Annotated in this window: 21 protein-coding genes and 1 pseudogene; 10 read left to right on the top strand and 12 right to left on the bottom strand. The window is 40.7% G+C overall.

Annotated elements, in window-relative coordinates; translation table 11 throughout:
- The 3 genes from ACYVRH_RS05410 to ACYVRH_RS05400 all read right to left on the bottom strand — a co-directional run.
- Positions 1 to 1,348, bottom strand: a 1,348-nt coding sequence (locus tag ACYVRH_RS05410; RefSeq protein WP_461255911.1) for a hypothetical protein, incomplete at its 3' end; no start/stop codon positions are given.
- 390 nt (positions 1,349 to 1,738) lie between these two features.
- Complete coding sequence (locus tag ACYVRH_RS05405; protein WP_461255910.1) at positions 1,739 to 3,076, bottom strand: SUMF1/EgtB/PvdO family nonheme iron enzyme; 1,338 nt, start codon at positions 3,074 to 3,076, stop codon at positions 1,739 to 1,741.
- Between the two features lie 573 nt (positions 3,077 to 3,649).
- Complete coding sequence (locus ACYVRH_RS05400) at positions 3,650 to 3,805, bottom strand: hypothetical protein (RefSeq protein WP_461255909.1); 156 nt, start codon at positions 3,803 to 3,805, stop codon at positions 3,650 to 3,652.
- A 527-nt stretch (positions 3,806 to 4,332) separates the two neighbouring features.
- On the opposite strand from ACYVRH_RS05400, the gene ACYVRH_RS05395 reads away from it, so the two are divergent.
- From ACYVRH_RS05395 to ACYVRH_RS05375, 5 genes are all read left to right on the top strand, one after another.
- On the top strand, positions 4,333 to 4,728 hold the full coding sequence (locus ACYVRH_RS05395; protein WP_461255908.1) for a hypothetical protein: 396 nt from the start codon (positions 4,333 to 4,335) through the stop codon (positions 4,726 to 4,728).
- Between the two features lie 88 nt (positions 4,729 to 4,816).
- A complete protein-coding gene (locus ACYVRH_RS05390) occupies positions 4,817 to 5,212 on the top strand; it encodes a hypothetical protein (protein WP_461255907.1) in 396 nt (131 codons plus the stop codon).
- Positions 5,213 to 5,241: 29 nt separating this feature from the next.
- Entirely contained in the window at positions 5,242 to 5,787 is a 546-nt protein-coding gene (locus tag ACYVRH_RS05385; RefSeq protein WP_461255906.1) for a hypothetical protein, read from the top strand.
- An 86-nt stretch (positions 5,788 to 5,873) separates the two neighbouring features.
- Positions 5,874 to 7,004, top strand: coding sequence for a tetratricopeptide repeat protein (locus ACYVRH_RS05380; protein WP_461255905.1), 1,131 nt, complete (start codon positions 5,874 to 5,876; stop codon positions 7,002 to 7,004).
- A gap of 186 nt (positions 7,005 to 7,190) precedes the next feature.
- Positions 7,191 to 7,553 carry a hypothetical protein gene (locus tag ACYVRH_RS05375; RefSeq protein ID WP_461255904.1) on the top strand — a complete coding sequence of 121 codons (363 nt, stop codon included), beginning with the start codon at positions 7,191 to 7,193 and terminating at the stop codon, positions 7,551 to 7,553.
- A 96-nt stretch (positions 7,554 to 7,649) separates the two neighbouring features.
- Here ACYVRH_RS05375 and ACYVRH_RS05370 read toward each other — a convergent pair whose 3' ends face one another.
- The 3 genes from ACYVRH_RS05370 to ACYVRH_RS05360 all read right to left on the bottom strand — a co-directional run bounded on the left by ACYVRH_RS05370 (position 7,650) and on the right by ACYVRH_RS05360 (position 9,108).
- Positions 7,650 to 8,105: a ribonuclease toxin HepT-like protein gene (locus tag ACYVRH_RS05370; RefSeq protein WP_461255903.1), complete on the bottom strand. Its 456-nt coding sequence runs from the start codon at positions 8,103 to 8,105 to the stop codon at positions 7,650 to 7,652.
- Complete coding sequence (locus ACYVRH_RS05365) at positions 8,098 to 8,391, bottom strand: nucleotidyltransferase domain-containing protein (RefSeq protein WP_461255902.1); 294 nt, start codon at positions 8,389 to 8,391, stop codon at positions 8,098 to 8,100. Before ACYVRH_RS05365 ends, ACYVRH_RS05370 begins: the two co-directional genes overlap by 8 nt.
- Positions 8,392 to 8,535: 144 nt before the next feature.
- A complete protein-coding gene (locus ACYVRH_RS05360; protein ID WP_461255901.1) occupies positions 8,536 to 9,108 on the bottom strand; it encodes a hypothetical protein in 573 nt (190 codons plus the stop codon).
- Between the two features lie 166 nt (positions 9,109 to 9,274).
- Here ACYVRH_RS05360 and ACYVRH_RS05355 point away from each other — a divergent pair, with 166 nt between their 5' ends.
- Positions 9,275 to 9,457: a YjfB family protein gene (locus ACYVRH_RS05355; protein WP_461255900.1), complete on the top strand. Its 183-nt coding sequence runs from the start codon at positions 9,275 to 9,277 to the stop codon at positions 9,455 to 9,457.
- Positions 9,458 to 9,557: 100 nt separating this feature from the next.
- Positions 9,558 to 9,905 (top strand): DMT family protein, encoded by a 348-nt coding sequence (locus ACYVRH_RS05350; protein WP_461255899.1) that lies wholly within the window; start codon positions 9,558 to 9,560, stop codon positions 9,903 to 9,905.
- 3 nt (positions 9,906 to 9,908) lie between these two features.
- Here the strand turns inward: ACYVRH_RS05350 and ACYVRH_RS05345 are convergent, their stop codons facing one another.
- Both ACYVRH_RS05345 and ACYVRH_RS05340 read right to left on the bottom strand, forming a co-directional pair.
- On the bottom strand, positions 9,909 to 10,961 hold the full coding sequence (locus ACYVRH_RS05345) for a carbohydrate kinase family protein (protein ID WP_461255898.1): 1,053 nt from the start codon (positions 10,959 to 10,961) through the stop codon (positions 9,909 to 9,911).
- 29 nt (positions 10,962 to 10,990) lie between these two features.
- Positions 10,991 to 12,328 carry an acetate kinase gene (locus tag ACYVRH_RS05340; RefSeq protein ID WP_461255897.1) on the bottom strand — a complete coding sequence of 446 codons (1,338 nt, stop codon included), beginning with the start codon at positions 12,326 to 12,328 and terminating at the stop codon, positions 10,991 to 10,993.
- Between the two features lie 93 nt (positions 12,329 to 12,421).
- Here ACYVRH_RS05340 and ACYVRH_RS05335 point away from each other — a divergent pair, with 93 nt between their 5' ends.
- From ACYVRH_RS05335 to ACYVRH_RS05325, 3 genes are all read left to right on the top strand, one after another.
- Complete coding sequence (locus tag ACYVRH_RS05335) at positions 12,422 to 14,443, top strand: beta-galactosidase (protein ID WP_461255896.1); 2,022 nt, start codon at positions 12,422 to 12,424, stop codon at positions 14,441 to 14,443.
- Between the two features lie 305 nt (positions 14,444 to 14,748).
- Positions 14,749 to 15,786 carry a DNA methyltransferase gene (locus tag ACYVRH_RS05330; protein WP_461255895.1) on the top strand — a complete coding sequence of 346 codons (1,038 nt, stop codon included), beginning with the start codon at positions 14,749 to 14,751 and terminating at the stop codon, positions 15,784 to 15,786.
- Positions 15,776 to 16,639 carry an HpyAIV family type II restriction enzyme gene (locus ACYVRH_RS05325; protein WP_461255894.1) on the top strand — a complete coding sequence of 288 codons (864 nt, stop codon included), beginning with the start codon at positions 15,776 to 15,778 and terminating at the stop codon, positions 16,637 to 16,639. Before ACYVRH_RS05330 ends, ACYVRH_RS05325 begins: the two co-directional genes overlap by 11 nt.
- An 85-nt stretch (positions 16,640 to 16,724) precedes the next feature.
- Here the strand turns inward: ACYVRH_RS05325 and ACYVRH_RS05320 are convergent, their stop codons facing one another.
- From ACYVRH_RS05320 to ACYVRH_RS05305, 4 genes and pseudogenes are all read right to left on the bottom strand, one after another.
- Entirely contained in the window at positions 16,725 to 17,483 is a 759-nt protein-coding gene (locus ACYVRH_RS05320; protein ID WP_461255893.1) for a phosphotransferase family protein, read from the bottom strand.
- 1 nt (position 17,484) lies between these two features.
- Complete coding sequence (gene adhE / locus ACYVRH_RS05315) at positions 17,485 to 20,082, bottom strand: bifunctional acetaldehyde-CoA/alcohol dehydrogenase (RefSeq protein WP_461255892.1); 2,598 nt, start codon at positions 20,080 to 20,082, stop codon at positions 17,485 to 17,487.
- Between the two features lie 1,108 nt (positions 20,083 to 21,190).
- Positions 21,191 to 21,739, bottom strand: a complete 549-nt coding sequence (locus ACYVRH_RS05310; protein ID WP_461255891.1) for a leucine-rich repeat domain-containing protein — start codon at positions 21,737 to 21,739, stop codon at positions 21,191 to 21,193.
- Positions 21,740 to 21,817: 78 nt separating this feature from the next.
- Positions 21,818 to 21,946 (bottom strand): annotated as a pseudogene (locus ACYVRH_RS05305) (leucine-rich repeat protein); the annotation flags it as partial.
- Positions 21,947 to 22,062 lie beyond the last annotated feature (116 nt).

The raw sequence follows: 22,062 nt of genomic DNA, 5'->3' as shown, positions 1-22,062 counted from the left end.
GTCCTAAATCGACTGATTTATCTCTCTTGTCAATAAACCATGCATACCATGGTTCAGGTTTTTTATTCCATCCAATAAGCCAAGCGTTTATTGGGTCTAATCCTGAAGTACTTTGACTATTTATCATTATTGAATTACCCAATAATATTTTAAAATTATCTTCTACTTCTAGTGGAACTACACCTTTTTCATAATACAAATCTTCAGCGCCGAAAGCATGAAAAATCTCATGCGCGAGTGTACCGCTTAAAAATCCATTATTATCTCTAAACCAAATTATTGCATGTTCTTCACTTCTACCTAATTTCCCTGTAAATGTAAAATAAGAACGTTCCAATTTATCAATTGCATAAATACAAACTATATGATTAAAATTGCTATATTTATTTTTATATTGATTGTATTGTTTCAATACTTCTGAATTATTATTTATAGTTAAATATGCTCCGTTATTTAAAGTTATATATTCCCATTCAATAATAATATTCTGATTATATCTTTTTGCTTGTTGATTAATAATATTAATGCTTTCTTGTATGATAGGTGTAAGACTGTTAAGTCCTTCTTTAAATTTATTACCTCTATAATTTGTAGGGAAAACCAATACTTTTATATTTCCTGTAATATCAATTCTACCTTCTTTTTTTTCTGTAAGAATTTTCATAAGTAAATCGTTTTGAAGATTTTCAATTAATACTTCTTTTTGTGTATGTTGTTTTGTTGTATTTTGAACATTAGGATTATTATTTTTTCCATTTTCAATTTGTTGTTTAATTAATTCCAATTGTTCGACTATTTGTTCTTGTTGTTCTGTTATTCTTTTTAATTCTTCAATTCTATTATCTATTAAATTATTAGAATTATTTTTAAGAAAAAAATTAAAGATAATTGCAATAACCATAATTGCTGCTATACCAATACTAACCCATTTTATTTCCGGTTTTTTTAATATTATGAATACTTGGTTTTTTATTTTTCTTACAATATTCCTGTACTTTGAATATTGGAAAGGCATTGCCATTGATAAAAATGGCGCTGTATTTCCATAAATAGCTATATCAAGTATGTCCAGAGCGTCTTTACAAAGTGATATATTTAAGGCAGTTTTTATTTGTAATTTAAAAGCCAACTCGGTTTTTATTTTACTCCTTTCATCTATATTTCGAGATTTTTTCAATTCCTTATAAAAGCCCATTTCAATACAACGACCAAAGGCAATACGCTCTTCTTTAGGCTCATTCTTTGTATGATTAGCAATTAGTTTTCTTAACTGTGATGGATTTCCGAGTACGCTTTCTCCATGTTGTGAAATAACCCATTTAATACTTGCTAATAAAGAAGTATTCATTTATTATTCCTTATTATTATTATATCATAAAATGGTTTTTAATATAGTCTATATCCTCATTGTTGAAACCAAATATTCCGATTGAGAGTTCCGTTCTAGCGGCATGGAGAAATATTTCTTTGTTGAAAAAACAACATATCTGTTATATAATTAGCTAAAGAGAAAGATATTTGACAACCAAGCACAAAGAAAGCGGTATAGTGAACAACCTCAACAATTGGGTAGTAGAGCTTAGGGAGGAGCCTTCGACCAACTCTCTAACAACAATCTTCCCTTTCTTCTTTTTTTACTTTTCTTTCTTCTTTCGCATTCCCCGCTCCATGCCCACGCATCCGCTCCCTTTCATGTCGCTACGACTTGTATATGTCGCCTCTGCTACTGACGCAGAACTCAGAAACGCACCAGCCGGAAGCCGATGTTGTAGTTCCGGTAGTTCGGGTAGAAGTAGTCCCGACACGCAGAACGCAGGTCAAGGCCGCAGCTGCTCCAGCCCCCGCCACGTAGCACCCGGTGAGTGCCAATAACCACCCCAATTTGGTCAGTCTGCGACCTGTTTGTATAATCGCCATACCAGTCCCAGCACCACTCCCATACATTCCCGTGCATATCATATAATCCCCATGCGTTTGGCAAAAGGCTTCCCACTGCCGTTGTCTTTTTCCTGTTTTCTCCTTTCGCGTTATTATTATACGGATATTTTCCATTATAATTCGCCTGACTTGTTGTGATGTTGTTCCCAGTACTGAACGGCGTTGTCGTCCCAGCTCTGCAGGCATATTCCCATTCTGCTTCCGTAGGCAGACGGTAGCCGCTAGCCCCTCGGTTCCATGTTACGTTATCGCCGTTTCTGGTATACGCAGGAGTTAATCCTTCCATTTGGCTCCTCTTATTGCAGTACTCTACCGCATCATACCAGTTTACACGTTCCACCGGCAGGTCGTCCATCTTAAATTTACTGGGATTTGTCCCCATTACTTCCTTATATTCCTTCTGTGTTACTTCGTATCTTCCCATGTAAAAACCGCTTACCGTTACCTGATGCTGAACTTCATCACTACCACGGCTTAACTCGTTGGCAGGGCTGCCCATTTTAAAGGTTCCGTCTTGTATGCGCACCATGTCGGCGGATACGGCACTTTGCGGATTTGCTGCCGTTTGCGTGCCGGTGGAGAAAACTGCCGTAAGTTTCTGCGGTAATGGGGGCGGCAGATCGGCTATACTTTCTTCCAACTCTTGTATAGTTTCAGCTTCCACCCAATCCGCCATGCCTTTCTTCCATACATAAGATTTTTGGGTTATCTCTCCCGCTACAAACATAGCGTTTAAATCTGTCCTGTCTAATGGCCCTTTTTTAGCGCCATTTACCAATACATACCATGCAGTATCACGCGATGAAGGCGGGATTTGCTTGTTTATACCGGTCTTACTAACATCTCCTTTTAATATCAATCCCAACAGGTTGAGATATTCTGACGTTGCCTTAGGGGACAGACCGTTATCTTCCTCCAGCTTCTCCACAAGTTTTTGTTTGCATTCCGACACGTTGTCGGCGTTGTTGATGCTCTCTCCGCAATTCGCCTCCAGTATCTGCCGGAAAATTACCGCTTCTTTTTTGAACTGCCCTTTGCAGTAGTCAGACAGGTACGTCTTCGCTCTGCCGTTCACTAGCACTTCCTTGCCTTGTTCATTGACCATGCGCTGGATTATGTCAGCAAAATCCTTGTCCATGCCTCCTCCTGTTTTATGAAGCCTTATAAAAGCTTGCTGCCTCTTTTCTTAGTATATCATAACCAAGCCGTTTCTATTTATTAACTCATGTTACACAAAAATATAAATTTTGGGAACTTTACGAGAGCTCCTGAAGGGCAGCCATTGCCGTTTTCATTGAAGCCATGTAGATTTTTGTTTTCATTGCAAAATGGTTGAGCTTTGTTGCCAGCTTTAGTATTTCAGGTTTTACGTAGGCTAATATGGCGGCGAATATATGGTTGCCCTGCGGAAAGATTAATAAACCACTGTTTGAGCAGGGCTTTTTCTATTGGATCTAAACAAAAGAAAAGAGAAGAAAGGGAAGATTGTTGTTAGCAAGCTGGGCTACCGCCGAGGCGATGAAATCTGTTGAACATGGCTCTTACTTTTTTAATTTTGTTGTTCTGACTGAGGCAATAAGGATATGCAAATCCTTGCGTCCTGCTTCAATAGATATATCCGCTTCATAAATGCTATTTACTAAGCCAATCTTTGCCAAATTCCGCCTTCGCTTCCAATAATTCCAACCGCTAGTTATAAGAGGCTCTACACCTACTTTTTTTTGTAAATCTTTGCTAAATACGAGGGCATGGGAATTGATCTTATAAGACGGCTATATCCATCTCTGTCTTCAGCTTCCAATAATGTAAATGTCTTGTTTGAGGTGGCAAGTTTTTCGTCAAGAGTCATAGTTTGCGCTTGCGACATAAATTTCTCCTTAATTTATAGTATAACAGACCATCAGATTTTAAGGCTAGGGATTAATATCCATAGTTTAATATTTCTTAAAAATTTCTCTGATTAATTCATCAATTGAAAAGTTCAATCCTTTTCTTATTTCATTTTGTATTGATTTTGGCATTTCAGGGTAATTATTTTTAGTGTTTATATCATAGTTTTTTTCTGTACGATCTATAAAAAAATGTTATGGCTTTATCTTTAGAATAGCAACTATTTTTCAATCATGTTGTATAGAAGGGAATTTTTTCCCTACTTCTATTTCTCCAATATAAGTGGGTTATGAATTACAATATTCTACAAGTTTCATCTAAGACATACCTTCTTTTTTGCGGAATTCCTTCATGTTGCTGATAAAAACTTACTTTAAGGTCATTTCTTATGCTAATAGCCTTTATTTTCCCCTTATAACCAGCCTATTGAGGTGTATTTTACTTGACTTTACCAGTCTTATAGCACTACAATATGGAATAAAATATTAATTTTTGGAGGTTTATATGAAAAAAGTAATTTTTATTTTTGGGTTGTTGTTATGTTGTTCTCTTATTTCGCTTTATGGAATTTCATTAAGTGATCTTCGAATAATTGCCTCCGATGGGACATTTTTAGGTACATTAAACGAAAATGAATATGATTCAAATTCTATCTACAATAAATATGGAAAATATGGCTCACAATATAATGCGTTCTGTATTTTTAATAAATATGGCAATTATGGTTCAGATTATTCTGATAAAAGTCCATTTAATAAATACGCTAATAATGCCCCTGGATTATACGACAAACAGGGGAATTTTTATGGAACTTTATCAATAAATAGCTATGCTAAAGGCGTAACACAACAAACATATCAACTTGCACTTCAGCTTAAAGCATACAGAGATTCGTTTTAAGGTACTTATGAAAACTTGGACACGAACAGTGATAATCAACACCGTTGCGTATCCAATAAGAATTTAAATTATTTTAGGAGGAAAATATATGGCTGACATTATTTCAGAATTTCCGAACAAGTGTATGCTCGTTCGAATTCCCATAAGTATTACTTATGAAAAGATATATGACGCTGCACGCCGTTGTTGGAAGGCGAATATAGACAAGGCACGAAGTTCCGACTATGTCCTTGCTGTCGCCGATGGCATAGTGCAAGGGGTGTTCAAGCCTGAAATATGGCATATAACAACAGTTAAAGAATGTGAGAAAGATAAAAAAAGATGCAATGTAATGAGGGCAAACACAAAACGCTGTGAAGTAAATAAAAGAATACGTTTTGACGGAGTAGAAGCGCCCGCCGAAGTGAAAAAAAGGTATTTGAATAAAGAAATACCAGCTAAATATCAAGGTTGCCGAAATCCTGTTCGATATACTTTTGAATAAAATAATCAATTTGATAGAAGGAGAAAAATATGGATAAGATTAATTGCTACAAAACATTAATAGCTGAATACCTTGAAAAATATAGTAATATATGTTGTTGGGATTTTATTGAATATACCATTGAACAAAATTGTCTTAAAAATGCTATTAGAATTGCAGTCATGTCAAAAAATAGAAATGGTAATTTATGTCCACATCAAAGGCATATAAATAAAGATGTATATGATAATTTTTTTCAAAATCTACTTAAAGTACAAGAAAAAATAGAAAATTCAAAAAGTTTTGATGAACTTATAAATATTATTACTGATAATAAAGTTACTGGAGCAGGTGAATTGTTTTGTTATGATGTTGCATTAAGAATAGGATATAAATTAAAATTGTTACCGGAAAAAATATATATCCATGCGGGAACAAGAAAAGGATTAAAAAACTTATTAAACATTAACAACTCTGTGAAAACAATAAATAAACATGATTTGCCAGAACCTTTTTGTTCATGTGAATTAACTCCGGTGCAGTTAGAAGATTTCTTCTGTGTGTATGAAGATCGATTTATCTGTAATAAAAATTAACATGGGGCATTCGGTATAGGGAATAACGGTGACCGACACTGTTTTTACATAGAGTAAAATATAATCATTTTTACTGGGAGGGAAAAATGAAAACAACGTATAAAAAATATGTTTTTTGGAGTGTTTTTCTATTGGTGGTTTTTTCGGTATTATTATTTTCTTGTGAAACGATTAATATAATATCTGAAGAAAATTATACTGAATATGATGAGGCGATAAAGGAGTTAAGCAAAGCGATACGGCTTGACCCAAATGACGCTGTTGTTTATAACAAACGTGGTAATGCGTATTATTACAAAGGTGATTATGAGCAAGCCATCGCAGACTATACCCAAGCGATACGGATTGACCCCAATTTCGCCTATGCTTATGGTAACCGTGGTAATGCGTATTACTGCAAGAGTGATTACGACAGCACCATCGCTGACTATACCGAAATGATTCGGCTTGATCCAAATTTATCTAAAGCATATTACTGCCGTGGTAATGCGTATTACTGCAAGAGTGATTACAACCACGCCATCGCAGACTATACCGAAGCGATACGGCTTGATCCCAATCTCGCACTTGCTTATAACTACCGTGGTGCTACGTATAACAAAAAGAAAGATTACGACCACGCCATAGAGGACTTTACCCAAGCGATACAGCTTGATCCCAATCTCGCTTATGCTTATTACAACCGTGGTATTGCGTATTACTACAAGGGTGATTACGACCTCGCCATAGCTGACTATACACAAGCGATACGGCTTGATCCAAATGACGCGCTTGTTTATCGCAACCGTGGTCTTGCGTATTCAGATAAGGGCGATTACGACCGCGCCATCGCAGATTATACACAGATGATACGGCTTGACCCCAATTCCGCTTATGCTTATTACTCCCGTGGTAATGCATATTACGACAAAGGTGATTACGACCGCGCTATTGCAGATTATACACAGATGATACGGCTTGACCCCAATTCCGCTTATGCTTATTACTTCCGTGGTAATGCATATTACGACAAAAATGATTACGACCGCGCCATTGCAGATTATACACAAGCGATACGTCTTGATCCCGATTGGGCGTTTCTTTATTACCTCCGCGGTCTTGCATACGAAGAAAAAGGAAATAAGCAACAGGCTATCGCGGATTATGAAACTGCGGTATGTCTTGACCCTGATGATTCCTTTGTTAAATATATGTTGCGGAAACTTCGAGGTTGGTAAAAGGATATGTGTATAGTTTTTATGGAATAATTGCAAATGAAAGAAGATGAAAAATAACCAAGCGCAATAGCGCATGGAATTATAAACTTTAACTTTGGGAGGGGAAAATGAAAACGAAAAAGGCAACGGTGACCGACACCGTTTTTACATAGAGTAAAATATAATCATTTTTACTGGGAGGGAAAAATGAAAACAACGTATAAAAAATATGTTTTTTGGAGTGTTTTTCTATTGGTGGTTTCTTCGGTATTATTATTTTCTTGTGAAAAGAATAATGAACAATTTTTTGAACATGAATCAACTGATAAAAGCGAAAACAATGAGGATAAACTATTTTCTGATGATTTAGGAAAAACGGAAGATGAAAATTTTCCGATCGAAATAAAACCTCGTACTCCGAAGTTGCCTTATGACTATACCTTTTTTGACGATGACGATTTAGTATCAGATACATTATTGTATAAATATACTCCATACTACATATATGAAGGATGGAATTATATTGAAATATATACGCCAGAAATAAAAAACAGTACACAACAAATGTAGATATTTGAATATTTTTTGGGTTAGGTTTACAAGACTGGTATGCCGTAGAAGGTGAAGTGTTTACCGATCTGTTATGCGAATTTGGAGCATTTTGCATTAATTGTTTTTTATAAATAATTCAAAATCAGTTTTTATTGTTTTCCATATTTCTTCAAGATTCTTTACCAATATTTCCATTTCTCCCCAGTCTAATTCAGAACTATATGAATGTCTTATAAAATGCCGAAAATACATATATTTTTCTAATGGTTTTTTAATATCATTCCTAATAATCGCTATTTTCTTTGAATTATGACCGAACATAATTTCAAATAAAGTTTTATGCCATTTGTTATCATTCGGTATTTTTTCATTTATGCTTTTTAAAAATAATATAACAACGCTTTCCACCCCATTATAAAATGAATGTAATACCTGAGCGGCTGCGGTCATTTCTATAATATCAGGTTTATCCTTAATTTTACATAAATCCAATAATGGCTTAACATCTATCAATGATTTCTCAATTCGTGAAATTTCATGTTCAATTTTTATTCTAGTAATTTCATCCAATCTGTATTACCTCTCCAATACGATTTAACATAGTATAAAAATCGTCATTTTTATCAAAATCGACAATATCAATATCATTATCCATTGCAAAGTATATTTTCGCGCAAATTTCAAAAAATTTTCCTTTTGGAAGTCCTTTTATGCCAATATCAATATCCGACTCGTCATGATTTTTTCCAGTAACTAATGACCCAAACAGATAAATTGATTGACAACCTTCTTCTTTGAGTAAATTTGTAGCAATTTCAATGTCTTTTTGATACTTTTGGGGAATATTTAACTTCATATTTTGAGTTTATCATATTATTTTTATTTTGTCAACTATTATCCCGTATAATTTTTTATATACTACCCATAAAATATTTTGACGCCATTTCGCCTAACATTTCGGTCGTAATATGCCGTAATATCGTATATCATTAATATATAATTATTTTTTGCTAAAATTTAATACTACAGCAACTTTATTATTTCCGATAACTGTTAATGATGTAATATTATTTTCATTCCTATATAATTCACTTAAACATTGATCAAGTAAAAATTTTCCGCCAGCCTGTACTATAGTTTCATATATTTCTCTAAAAATGCCAGGTTGTATTTCTGTTTTTGATCGATTATTTCTTAAATGATAAATGTATTGCAAGCCATCAGTAAAATCTAATTTTATTTGTATAGTGTTATTTGAATAAAATGTATATTGAGCTTTCTTAATTGTATTAGCAACATTTCGTTTTGTATTTCCTTGTGGAAAGGCCTCAGAAACAATTAATTCATATTTTTCTATTTCACGCACAGAGCCATTATTTTGATTATTTTTATTTGGAAACGAAGGCAATTTTGGCGATGACGGAAATCTTGGATAAGATGAAATATTTTCAGGCGCTCCATTTACAGTTGGTTTACTAGGCTCTGTTGGAGGTGTTGGCTGTTTTATATCTTGAGAAAAACATAAATTATTAACAATCAAGAAAAATATAAAACAGTACACTACTTTTTTCATAAACATGATTCTATCAAATTTTAAATAATATGTCAATTTTATTATATTATATGATAAAAAATTTAATATTCAATAAGCACGGCAGTTTGATATTGAGAAATATATAGAAAAATTTTCCGTCAAACTATTAGTTGCACTTTCCCCTAAAAAACAGTACAATATATATATGGATATAGAATCATTATCAGTAGACATGAGCCAGGCGAATATACAGGAACAAGCCGCAGTACAAGTACAGGCAATGGAACTTGACACCATGAAACAACAAGCGGAGGCGGTGAATAACCTTGTTTCGACCGTACCCGTACCAGAACCCAATCTTGGGCAAAACATAGACTTAACCGCCTAAAGCTCATTACGTTTGTGTGGTTCGTGGTAGAAATTTCTCTTTTTTATGCTTTCTCTGGAAATTTCCCGTCATTTCTTTTAAAATAACATAAAAGGAAAACATGGAAATTAAAAGTTTAATTCCGATAGCAATGCTGGCAGCCTCAAATGTATTTATGACGTTCGCGTGGTACTGGCATTTAAAGTTCAATGAAAGTCCATTGTGGATTGTAATTCTGATCAGTTGGGGGATAGCGTTTTTTGAATACTGTCTTCAGGTTCCGGCCAACCGCATAGGTTATACGTATTATTCGGCGGCTCAGCTTAAAGTAATACAGGAAGTTATTACGCTTGTTGTGTTTACAATTTTTTCTGTTACTTATTTAAAAGAACAATTAAAATGGAATTATTTCGTAGGGTTTGTTTTTATTTTGTGCGCCGTTTTCTTTATGTTCAAAAAGTGGGATTAAATCCTACTTCTGCAAAATCTTCGCAAACGATTTTAACTTTCCGCTTTTAATGTGCGTTCCGGTGACTTCGAGGATTTCTCTTGCGACTTTGTTTCCAAGAGCGGCGCATTCAGAGAGGGATTTATCCCTTATCCACGCGGAAATAAAGGCGGCGCAAAAAGCGTCTCCGGCGCCTACGGTGTTTTTAGGCGCGGCAACAGCGAAGGTTTCTTCGCTGTATACATTGCCGCCGGCGACTACTAACGCGCCACGGCCTCCAAGTTTGATAACGATAATCGGGAATAATTCACCGTCTGTGATTATTTTCAACATGGGGCAAATGTCGCGCAGGATTAGGGCTTCCTTGTCTTTATCTGTCATGTTAATTCCCACATCTTGTTCTTTTCTGAGTGTGTTAAAAAAGGCAATTGTTTCATCGGCGTTCATAAAAATAAAGAGGGGAAAACTGCGGCTGTATGTCAGTATTTCTTCAGCTTTGCTTTTTACTTGCATGATCGAAGCTGCGTCAAGGGCGACTGGTATTCCGTTGCGGCTGGCAAGTCTTAGGATATGCTGTACTAAAGAGCGGCGGTCTAGTATAAAGCCGTCAAGGATAACCGCTTCCGCGCCGCTAATTAAATCTTCGCTGACATGAGACTCGTTAAGCTCAAGCGCAGCGCGCGGACTTGCGGCAAAACGGATTTCTCCGTTGACGCTACACGCAAAGCATAAGCCTGTCTTCTCATTGGATTTTACAAGCATGGAAGAAACGCCGGCTTCTTTTATCTCTCCTTCAAAGATTGAAGCAAGATCATCCTGCCCGACACAGCCGCAAAACGCCGCGTCCATTCCAAGCATGGCGGCAATCTTCGCGACATTAGCCGCTCCCCCGCCTGAGCTTTTTACCGACTCGGCAAAATTAATGGAAGGCTCACTCAACAACGCTTCAACTATATCGCCACCAATATGTTGAACCGGATTGAGAATACCGTACTTTAACGCAAGATCGTTATCAATTTCCACAAATACATCGACAATAGAATTGCCGATACATAACAATTCAGTTTTTGAATTCAAATCGTACCTTTGTTACTACTTTAACCAAACTACCTTGGCTTGGCAATTATCTCGGCAAGATCGGGATTTTTCGCAAGATCATGCTTTAATCCTTCGGCGCGTTCCTTGTTCACATAGTCCTTGCTCTGGAAAGAGTAGGTAAAATTCGTGTGGGTGTCGTAAGTTCCCTTCATCAACGCGAAAGCGTCCTCGGTCATTACCAATTCTTCATCGGTCGGAATAACAAAAATCGGTATTTTTGATTCCGGCTTGCTGATAATTGTTTCGGTATTTCTTGTGCAGGAAAGTTTGTTTTTTCGCGGATCAAAAGACATTCCAATGCCCTCAAGTCCGTCAAGATATTTCTCTCTCATAAACCACGCAAACTCTCCAACTCCGGCTGTCAAAACAAGTGCGTCTACTCTGCCCAAAACAGCCTGATACGCTCCTATATATTTTTTTACTCGGTGGGCTTCGATAAATTGTGTGCGTAACGCTTGCTTGTCTCCGCCAACAGCCGCTTTCTGAACATCGCGCCTGTCGGTATGTTTGCCCGTCAGTCCCAAAAGACCGGATTTTTTGTTTAATGCGTTTTCCATTTCTGTTGCGCTCATTCCTGTCTTGCGCATAACGTAAAAAGGCAGAGCCGCATCAATATCGCCTGAGCGTGTGCCCATGACAAGCCCTTCAAGAGGAGTTATGCCCATAGAGGTATCAAAAGAACAGCCGTTTTTAACGGCGTTCACCGAAGCGCCGTTTCCAATGTGGCAAATTATCACATTTGTTTTTAAAGGGTCCTGCCCCAATAACACGGCTGCGCGTTTCGCCGTATAAAGGAAACTTGTTCCGTGGAAACCGTAACGGCGTACCTGATATTTTTCGTACCATTCATAGGGAACAGCATACAGATAATTTTCGGGCGGCATTGTCTGATGCCATGCCGTATCCATAATAGCGCAATGAGGCGCATGAGGCAGAACTTTCTGCGCCGCCTCGATACCCATGATATTCGCCGGGTTGTGGAGCGGACCCAAATCCTTAACTTCGTTAAAAGCCGCCATTGCCGCATCATCGACAATGACGCTCTTTGTAAATTTCATTCCGCCGTGCAGAACACGGTGTCCAACGGCTTTTATTACCGACATATCATTAATAACGCCCGTTTCCTTGTTTGTAATAGTTTTAATAATAAGCTCAATCGCATCCGTGTGTGTGGGACAATCATGCTCAAAGGTAATTTCTTCCTTGCCCTTTGCCTTATGGGAGATAAAAGAACCGCCAATGGTTACTTTTTCCACAATGCCAACCGCCATGACATCTTTGGTTTCCCAGTTATAAACCTGATATTTAGCCGATGATGAACCGCAGTTCAATGTTAAAATAATCATATTTCCCGCCTTTTAAAAAAATATAAAGTATTATACCATATTTACATATTTTTTAGAAGGGCTTAATTTGATTTTTAAGGATAGGAGAACATTATGGAACAGCAAATAAACAAAGTTCTTTACGGCGGGGACTACAACCCCGAACAATGGCCAAAGGAAACATGGTTGGAAGATATGCGCCTTCTGCGCCTTGCGGGTATCGACATACTGACTGTCAATGTATTCAGTTGGGCGCTGTTACAGCCTTCGCAGAACGAGTATGATTTCTCTGTTCTTGACGCGGTGATTGAAACAGTAAGCAAGGCGGGTATGAAGATATGCCTTGCCACCGGAACGGCGGCTCATCCGGCATGGATGGCGCGTAAATATCCCGAAATATTGCGGGTTAACAGCGATGGCTCAAAACGAAAATTCGGCGGACGGCATAATTCCTGCCCCAACAGTCAAATATTCCGGCTGTATTCAACGCGGCTTGCGCGAAGATTGGCGGAACGTTACGGCAAATTGGATAACCTTATCGCGTGGCATATCTCAAACGAATACGGAGGCATTTGTTATTGCGAAAATTGTGAAAAGGCTTTTCGGGAGTGGCTTAAGCGGAAGTACAAAACTATCGCCGCGTTAAATGAAGCGTGGAACACTTCGTTCTGGGGGCACACTTACTATGATTGGGATGATATTGTTTCTCCAAGCCATTTAAGCGAAGAATGGTACGTAAACCACACCTCTTGCCAGATACAATCCATTGATTACAGGCGTTTTAATTCCGACAGCCTGTTAGAGTGCTGTCTTGCCGAAGCAGAAGTCTTAAAAGAAATCACGCCCAATATTCCCGTAACTACAAACATGATGGGAACATTTTGGGATCTGGATTATTTTAAGTGGGGAAAGAAACTGGACTTTATTTCATGGGACAACTATCCTTCTCCTGATACTCCCTACACTCGTACCGCCATGAACCATGCGCTTATGCGGGGTTGCGGCGAAGGAAAGCCGTTTTTCCTAATGGAACAAACTCCCAGCGTCACAAACTGGCAACCTTATAACTCACTTAAACGCCCCGGCATTATGCGGCTGTGGAGTTATCAGGCTTTAGCCCACGGCTCCGATACCGTTATGTTTTTTCAGATGCGCCGCTCGCGGGGTTGCTGCGAAAAATTTCATGGGGCTATTATCGATCATTACGCTAATGAAAACACAAGGGTATTCAAGGAAGCGGCGGCAATGGGAGAAGAATTTAAAAAACTTGGGGATGCGTTTTTGGGCAGCCGCCTTGCAAGCGAGACGGCACTACTCTTTGACTGGGACAACTGGTGGGCGACAACATTATCAGCAGGCCCCACACGCGACATGAACTATATCGAAGAAGTTTTCCGTTTTTATGACGTACTTGCGCGGCAAAATATTTCCGTGGATATAATCGGCATGGAGACTCCTCTGGACAGTTACAAAATACTTTTTGCTCCGGTTCTGTACATGATCAAGCCGAATATCGCGGATAAACTTGCGTCCTTTGTCCGTAACAGAGGCATATTGGTTACCACTTATTTTTCCGGCATGGCCGATGAAAATGATTTGGTAACAACGAAAGGCTATCCCGGAGAACTGCGTTCGCTCTGCGGCTTGTGGGTGGAAGAGACAGACGCTCTGCCAAAAGATCAGTTTAACGGATTGATCTTTAAGGACGGCCCTCTTGCCGGAACATGGAAATCCGATTTGCTCTGCGACATTATCCATCCCGAAGGCGCCCAAACTGTCGCCGATTACGCGGATGATTTTTACGCTGGAACCCCCGCAGTTTGCAGAAACAGTTACGGCAAGGGTTATGTTTGGTACTTTGGCTCGCGCCCCGAAGCGGCTCTTGCAGACCGTTTTACCGCCTCAATTTGCGCTGAACGCGGCATAAAGCCGGTATTTCCCAGCCAAGAAGGAATTGAAGCCTCACGCAGAATAAAGGGAGAAACAGAATTTATCTTTGTATTGAACCACAATAAATCACAGGCGGAAATTGCGATTCCGTTCGCGTGCCGCGATTTGCTGACAGAGAAAAGTTTTTCCGCAGATAGCCGGTACGTTCTTCCAGCCGCAGGGGTACTGATTCTCTGTAAAAGCTAAATTTTTCGATAAGACCTCACACGAAGACGCAAAAACGCAGTCGGGCTTATGCCCTGTCAAGTATATAATTAAATAAACCGCTTTGCGCTTTCCTTATCAAGAGGGGAACCTTCGCAGCATACGCGGCTCGGTTGAGGTTCGGGCGCAAAAAAAACGTCAGTCACTGCCGGAACGTTATGCGACACGCCTTTTCAAGATATTTCTAAAGTTATATCCAAAAAGCCCTCTTGACATAAAAGTTAAAGGTTCATAAAATCACACTCATGAAGCTAAATGCCATAATACAAGGTGATTGTATTAAAGAATTGGAGAAATTTCCTGATAATTCCATAGATTTGATTTTTGCCGATCCGCCCTATAATATGCAATTGGAAAATGCGCTTTATCGCCCAAATAATACCAAAGTTGACGGGGTTGATGATGAATGGGATAAATTTGCTTCTTTTTCCGAATATGACGCTTTTTGCACGGCATGGCTGAAGGAATGTAGGCGTATACTGAAAGATACTGGCACAATATGGGTTATAGGCAGTTATCATAATATTTTCCGTGTTGGAAATATCATGCTCAATTTGGGATTCTGGATTTTGAATGATGTAACATGGTATAAGACCAACCCGATGCCCAATTTTATGGGAACCCGTTTTACCAATGCCACTGAAACGCTTTTGTGGTGTTCAAAAAGCAAAGAGTTAAAAAAATATACCTTTAACCATAAATTGATGAAAAAATATAATGGTAACAAACAAATGACATCCGTCTGGAAAATTGGACTGTGTATCGGGGAAGAACGGCTAAAAGGAGATGACGGCAAAAAAGCGCATTCAACTCAAAAGCCGGAAGAGCTGCTTAAAAGGGTAATTTTATCCACGTCAAAACAGGGAGACATTGTTCTTGATCCGTTTTTTGGAACAGGCACTACGGGCGCTGTCGCGAAAAAACTAAAACGCAGTTACATCGGAATAGAAAAAGAATCCGAATATATAACTCTCGCTAAAAACAGAATAAATAGCGTTAAAGAATATTTTGAGGAAGCTGATTGGGTTGAAGAAGAAAAAGAAAAACAATTAAGAGTTCCTTTTGAAACGTTAATAAAAGAAAAATTTATAAAAGTTGGCGAACCGCTTCATGCAAAAAAAACATATAGCGCGACAGCCATTGTTCTTTCAGACGGTAATTTGCAATACCGTAATACAAAAGGCTCCATTCATCGAATTGGAGCGGTAATTCAACAAACACCGTCATGTAATGGTTGGAAATTTTGGTATATTATAAGAGATGACAAATCAATATTAATAGACGAATTGAGAAATGAATACTTGAAGGTAAGGCATGGAGTATAAGGTTTTTCAGAGCATATTAAATAAACAAATATTTGAAAGTTCAAAACGCGATCTGCTTGAAAAAATCACAAATTATCCCGAAAGGTATATTGGACTATTTAGACCGACAAAGCCAAAAGCAAAGATACTTCAAAACTTACTCCAATCGAATGAAATCCGTTTTGGTGACGCTCTTGAAATTATTTTTGAAAAATATTTTGAACAGCTTGGGTTTACGATTTTACCTAAAAAAATAGAAATGGAAAAAGAATATTTAGATTTAGACCAGCTTTTCAAAGATAATAACTACATATATTTTGTCGAACAAAAAGTCAGAGATGATCATGATTCTACAAAAAAGAGAGGACAGCTTGGTAATTTTGAAAAGAAAATATCTGCACTAATAAAAAAATACGATGAAACAAAGTTAAAATGCTTTACATATTTTATAGACCCAAGTCTGACAAAAAACAAAAAATACTACACAGCGGAAATCGCTAAGATTAATTCTGACTATAACGTATCCGTAAAATTATGTTATGGAAAAGAATTTTGGGATGAAATTGTTCATCCTGAAATATGGGATGAGTTGCTAAAGCATTTGGAGAAATGGAAAAGAGAAATACCGGATATGCCGTCAATTAACTTTGATGATGATGATAAAAGCACCTTTGAAGAAATTAGATGTATTGAAGTTTCTGTATTTAGAAAATTATTTAACAATAGAGATATTTGTAAAGAGATTTTGCCAATACTATTTCCTGAAAATAAATCATTAGAATTATTACACAATTTTTTTTCTCAACAAAAAAATAAAAATAATATTTATAAAACTTTATCAGATAAAATAAAGGAATATATAATAACGCCATAATTTCAACGAGCAAGTCGGTGCATAACGACTAATGATATTAAGACTGCCGATACAAACCGTTACTTTCATATATGCCTTTTAATAATTATTGGTATTCCGCTATATTGGCCCAATGCAGCAACAATTCTTTTTCTTCCGGCTTTGCCTTGTGAAGCTGAGACGCCGCCACAATAGACAGCCACTTTTCCACGTAGTGTTTCGCCGTGTCGCTCTTTTTGCAGAACAGCGCAAGGTACTTGTCCGCAAGATCGACGTTGCCCGCAAGACGGAACAGCAGGTAGGTGTGCGCCGCGTCCGCTGAGGCGTTGCCCTGGGTGGCGTGGCACCAGTCGATTATGTACGCTTCGTCTTTTTCGGTAATCACGACATTGGCTGGATTGAAGTCGCCGTGGCAGAGTTTGGTGTGTTTAGGCATACTCGCCAGCCTTCCCAGAATTTCGTAGCGTGCGGTAGAGTCAAGATCGGAAGCCTTGATCTTGCGTTCCATTTTTTCGACAAGCAGGGGAAGCCTTGTCGCGTTATGGCGGTGCATGTCAAGCTGAACGTCAACAAAGCGCTCAAGGTACTGCTGTTCCTTGTCCCTGTTTTTTTCCATCAGCTTGTCAAGGGAAGTTCCCTCAACATATTCCCACACTACCGCCCACTTGCCGTCGATTTTCGTCACTTCCACCAAATGGGGAACATTGAGAGCGGTCTCCCCAACTACGGCAAGATTATGCGCTTCGGAAAAAACGTCCGGCGCGGGGAAATCCTTTTCCCTGAGTTTTATCACCTTGTCCCCGTCTCGGTATATTTTTTTCGACCCTCGGTCGGCAAGTAAAGTATCAAGTTTGTAACTGCTCATTTTACACCTTCTCCTTCTTCCCATAGAAAGCGTTGAGGAACATCTGCTTAATTTCTTCGATCAACGGATACCGCGGATTTGCTCCGGTGCATTGATCGTCAAAAGCTTTTTCGCTCATGTCGTCGAGGCGGGCAAGGAAGTCCTTTTCGTCTATGCCGTAGTCTTTGATCGTCTTCTTGATGCCGATCTGGTCTTTCAGCTTTTCTATGGCGGCAATGAGGTTTTCCAGTTTCTCCTCGTCGGTTGTGCCGCCGAGATTCAGAGCGTCGGCAATTTCCGCATAGCGTGAAAGCGTCTTGGGGTGGTCGTATTGGGGGAAGGTTCCCATCTTCGGGGGGACTTCGACGGCGTTGTAGCGGAGCACTTCGCTGATCATCAGGGCGTTGGCGATGCCGTGGGGCAGATGGTGGAACGCGCCGAGTTTGTGCGCCATCGAGTGGCACACGCCGAGGAAGGCGTTGGCGAATGCCATGCCCGCCATCGTGGCGGCGTTCGCCATTTTTTCGCGCGCGACGGGGTTTGCCGCGCCTTCGTTGTAGGCGGCGGGCAGCCATTCAAATATCACCTTGAGCGCCTGTATCGCAAGGCCGTCGGTGTAGTCGGTCGCCATGACCGAGGCGTAGGCTTCCAGGCAGTGCGTTACCGCGTCAATGCCGCTGGCGCTGGTCAGGCCCTTGGGGGCGTTGTCTTGCACGTTCGCGTCCACTATCGCCATGTCGGCTAACAGTTCGTAATCGGCAAGAGGGTACTTCATTCCCTTGGTCTCGTCGGTGATGACGGCGAAGGGCGTTACCTCGCTGCCGGTTCCGGCGGAGGTGGGTATTGCGATGAAGTAGGCTTTCTCTCCCATTTTGGGGAAGGTGTAGACACGTTTGCGGATGTCGGCGAAGCGCATCGCCATGTCTTCAAAATCAACCTGCGGGTGTTCGTAGAGTACCCACATGATTTTGCCCGCGTCCATCGCCGAGCCGCCGCCGAGGGCGATGATTACGTCGGGCTTGAAGGCGCTCATAATGGCCGCGCCTTTTTTCGCGCAGCCGAGGGTCGGGTCGGGGGCGACGTCAAAAAAAGTTTCGTGGACGATGCCGAGGCTGTCCAGTTTATCGGTTATCGTTTTGGTGTAGCCGTTTTGGTAGAGGAAGGTGTCAGTTACGATGAACGCGCGTTTTTTTCCCATAACGGTTTTCAGCTCGTCGAGAGCTACGGGGAGGCATCCCCTCTTGATATAGATTTTTTCGGGTGTGCGGAACCACAGCATATTTTCCCTCCTTGCCGCGAGTGTTTTTATATTTAACAGGTGTTTGACGCCGACGTTTTCCGAAACTGAATTGCCGCCCCAACTGCCGCAGCCGAGGGTGAGCGAGGGGGTCAGGCGGAAGTTGTACAGGTCGCCGATGCCGCCGTGCGCGGACGGGGTGTTCAGGAGTATGCGGCAGGTCTTCATGCGCTCGCTGAAGACTGCGAGTTTGTCCGCGCTTGTCTGAGGGTTAAGGTAGACGCTGGCGGTGTGGCCGTAGCCGCCGTCCCTTATCAGATGGTCGGCCTTGTCCAGAGCGTCGTCAAAATCTTTCGCGCGGTACATGGCCAGCACGGGGGACAGTTTTTCGTGGGCGAATTCTTCGGAAAGCTCGACGCTTTCAACTTCGCCGATGAGTATCTTTGTCGTCCCGGCGACTTGTACTCCGGCAAGCTCGGCGATTTTCGCGGCTTTCTGCCCGACGATTTTCGCGTTAAGCGCCCCATTAACAATAATCGTCTTGCGTACTTTTTCCGCCTCGTCGGGGTTAAGGAAGTAACAGCCCCGGCGGGCGAATTCCGCTTTCGCTTTATCGTAGACGGCGTGCAGGGCGATGACGGACTGCTCGGAGGCGCATATCATGCCGTTGTCAAACGTTTTAGAGTGGATGATGGAGTTGACCGCAAGGAGTATGTCGGCGCTGTCGTCGATGACGGCGGGCGCGTTGCCCGACCCGACGCCGATGGCGGGTTTGCCTGAGGAGTAGGCGGACTTGACCATCGCAGGCCCGCCGGTGGCAAGGATGATGTCGGCTTCTTTCATTACCATGGTAGTCATTTCAAGGCTCGGCTCGTCTATCCAGCCGATGATGCCCTCGGGCGCTCCTGCCTGTACTGCGGCATCTAGCACGATTTTGGCGGCGGCGCAGGTGGACGCTTTTGCTCGTGGGTGCGGCGAGATGATGATGCCATTGCGGGTTTTCAGGCAGATGAGGGATTTGAAGATGGCGGTGGAGGTTGGATTGGTAGTGGGGATGACCGCCGCCACGAGTCCGATAGGCTCGGCTATGCGGGTGAGGCCGTAGACGGGGTCGTCCTCAATGACGCCGCAGGTTTTGGCGTCTTTGTAAGCGTTGTAGATGTATTCGGAGGCGTAGTGGTTTTTGATCACTTTGTCCTCGACGACGCCCATGCCTGTTTCGGCTACTGCCATTTTTGCCAGGGGGATGCGTTCCTTTGAGGCGGCTCTTGCCGCTGAAAAGAAGATTTTATCTACTTGGGCTTGAGTAAAGTTCGCATATATTGCTTGCGCTTTTCGTATGCGAGTTAGTTCTTTATTTAGGCCATTCGGTTCGGTTATCATGGCTGATACTCCTTTAATGCCGTTTGCCCTTTTATCATACTATTTTATGTTATTTATTACAATAACGGTTTTAGCAAGCGGTGAAGGTCTAAAGCTAAAAAATTCTTTTTGCCCCAAGGCGTGGGAATAATTTTAGAAGATTTCTCACGAAGAACACGGAGAAAGAGAAGGACACAAAGGGAAGAAAGGGAGAAGGGGATAAAAAGACTGTCTCCATTATTCCTGTAAATCTGCTTGCAGGTTTGGGCATGCTTTCGATTAATTGCCGCATTAAATTATTGTGCGTGTCCAATCGTTCTAAAAACGCTTTTTCGTCAATGTTTACAATATACGTCTTTTTTACATGGAGGTCAAGTCAAAAAAATGTCTGATACCGTATTTGTATGACCTCTTCTTCCGTGAGTAATGGATTGACTGGTTGCGTCTTCGTGTTAGCAGATTGACTTTTACCTTTATTCGCTCTTTTGGCTGCTGTCTCGGGCGAAGCCCGGCTGGAGCCGATTTTATTCATCACGGGAGGTATTTGTGTAAGGGCTTTTATTGCTTAATATGCTTGTTTAGCGGAATTAGCATTGGCGTTAGCCGCTTTAGCGGCAGATTTCTTGGTACTCATCTTGAAGGAAAAACGATGATCCTGCGAACAACAACTTTGCGCCTCTGCGCTTCTGCGTGAGGTTCTCTTTGTAAATATTTAAATGTTACAGAGTACTAGTGTCGCCAATTTCTTGACGACACTATGAAATTTGGGTGTCAGTTACAAGTGCGCTACCACCGCTAATTACCGCTGTTACCGGGATCGCTATTAGCGTAAAAGTTCGCCAGCCTGACCACTAAAACACATCAAAAAAAAGTATCACTGTAAACAACATTATCCATGTGTTTTAGTGGTCAGGGAGCTTTGCGCGTATCTCGCCGATAAGGCTGACTGCTTCTTGTAGGTTTCTGATATTGCGGTTAATTGTTCCCGTAAGCTCGCCAGTAGAAAAGTGGAGTCACCCGTGCGTGTCCATTGTTTCGACCGGACAAACAATGTGTGCTTAAGGAGAAGGAGCGGTCAAGAGGAAAAAACAAAATTCCTCTTGACTAAATCATAGGAGTCACTCTTGCGTTACTGTTTCGTCCACGTATCGTAGCCGAGTATCTTCGGCCTTGTGTAAGTTCCAGCTTTTCCTGTTGCGTAGGCAGTTTTTAAGGCGTTTCCACTGCTATATCCGTTGTCTTCAGGAAAGGCATTGTTTCCAAAGTCTGTGATGTTACTCCCTGTTGCAAATGTTACGCTGGCAAGGCTGGTGCAACCGGAAAAAGCGTAATCCCCAATGCTGGTAACGCTGTTGGGTATGGTTACGCTGGCAAGGCCGCAACCGGAAAAAGCGTAATCCCCAATGCTGGTAACGCTGTTCGGTATGGTTACGCTGGTAAGGTTGTAGCAAATCGAAAAAGCCTGAAACCCAATCTCGATAACCGGAATATTTAGTATGTTCGACGGGATTTCGACAACATTTTCTTTTCCAACATATTTTAAAATAACTATGCCCGAACCTTTTTTTGCTACCCGAAAACCGATTTTAGCTGCATACTGAATAATAGCTTCAGCCTCCTTACTTGATTGTTCAAATTCGGCTGCTGTGGCAATTCTCCAAATGCGTCCTGACCACATATATGCTCCGGCTTTTTTCCCTTGGCTATCATAGAAGGAAGCAAAGTTATTAGGAAATCTACCTGCATAATCTTTGTTTGCCGCAATTGTGATGCCAGTAAGGAAGTTGGGACCGCCAAAAGCATTCCACTCAATTTTGGTAACGCTGTTTGGTATGGTTACGCTGGCAAGGCTGGTGCAACCGGAAAAAGCGTAATCCCCAATGCTGGTAACATTGTTGAAATTGCAATAAACAACAGTTGTTGTCGGGGTTCTCCTGTGCTAACTCTATATCCTGTAAGGAATTAGCGTTGCTGGTTCGGTACGCCTGAACTGCTTGGAAA

Source organism: Treponema sp. R80B11-R83G3 (assembly GCF_054786115.1).
Note: the sequence above shows the minus strand (reverse complement) of the source record. Positions and strands in the feature narration are given on the sequence as shown.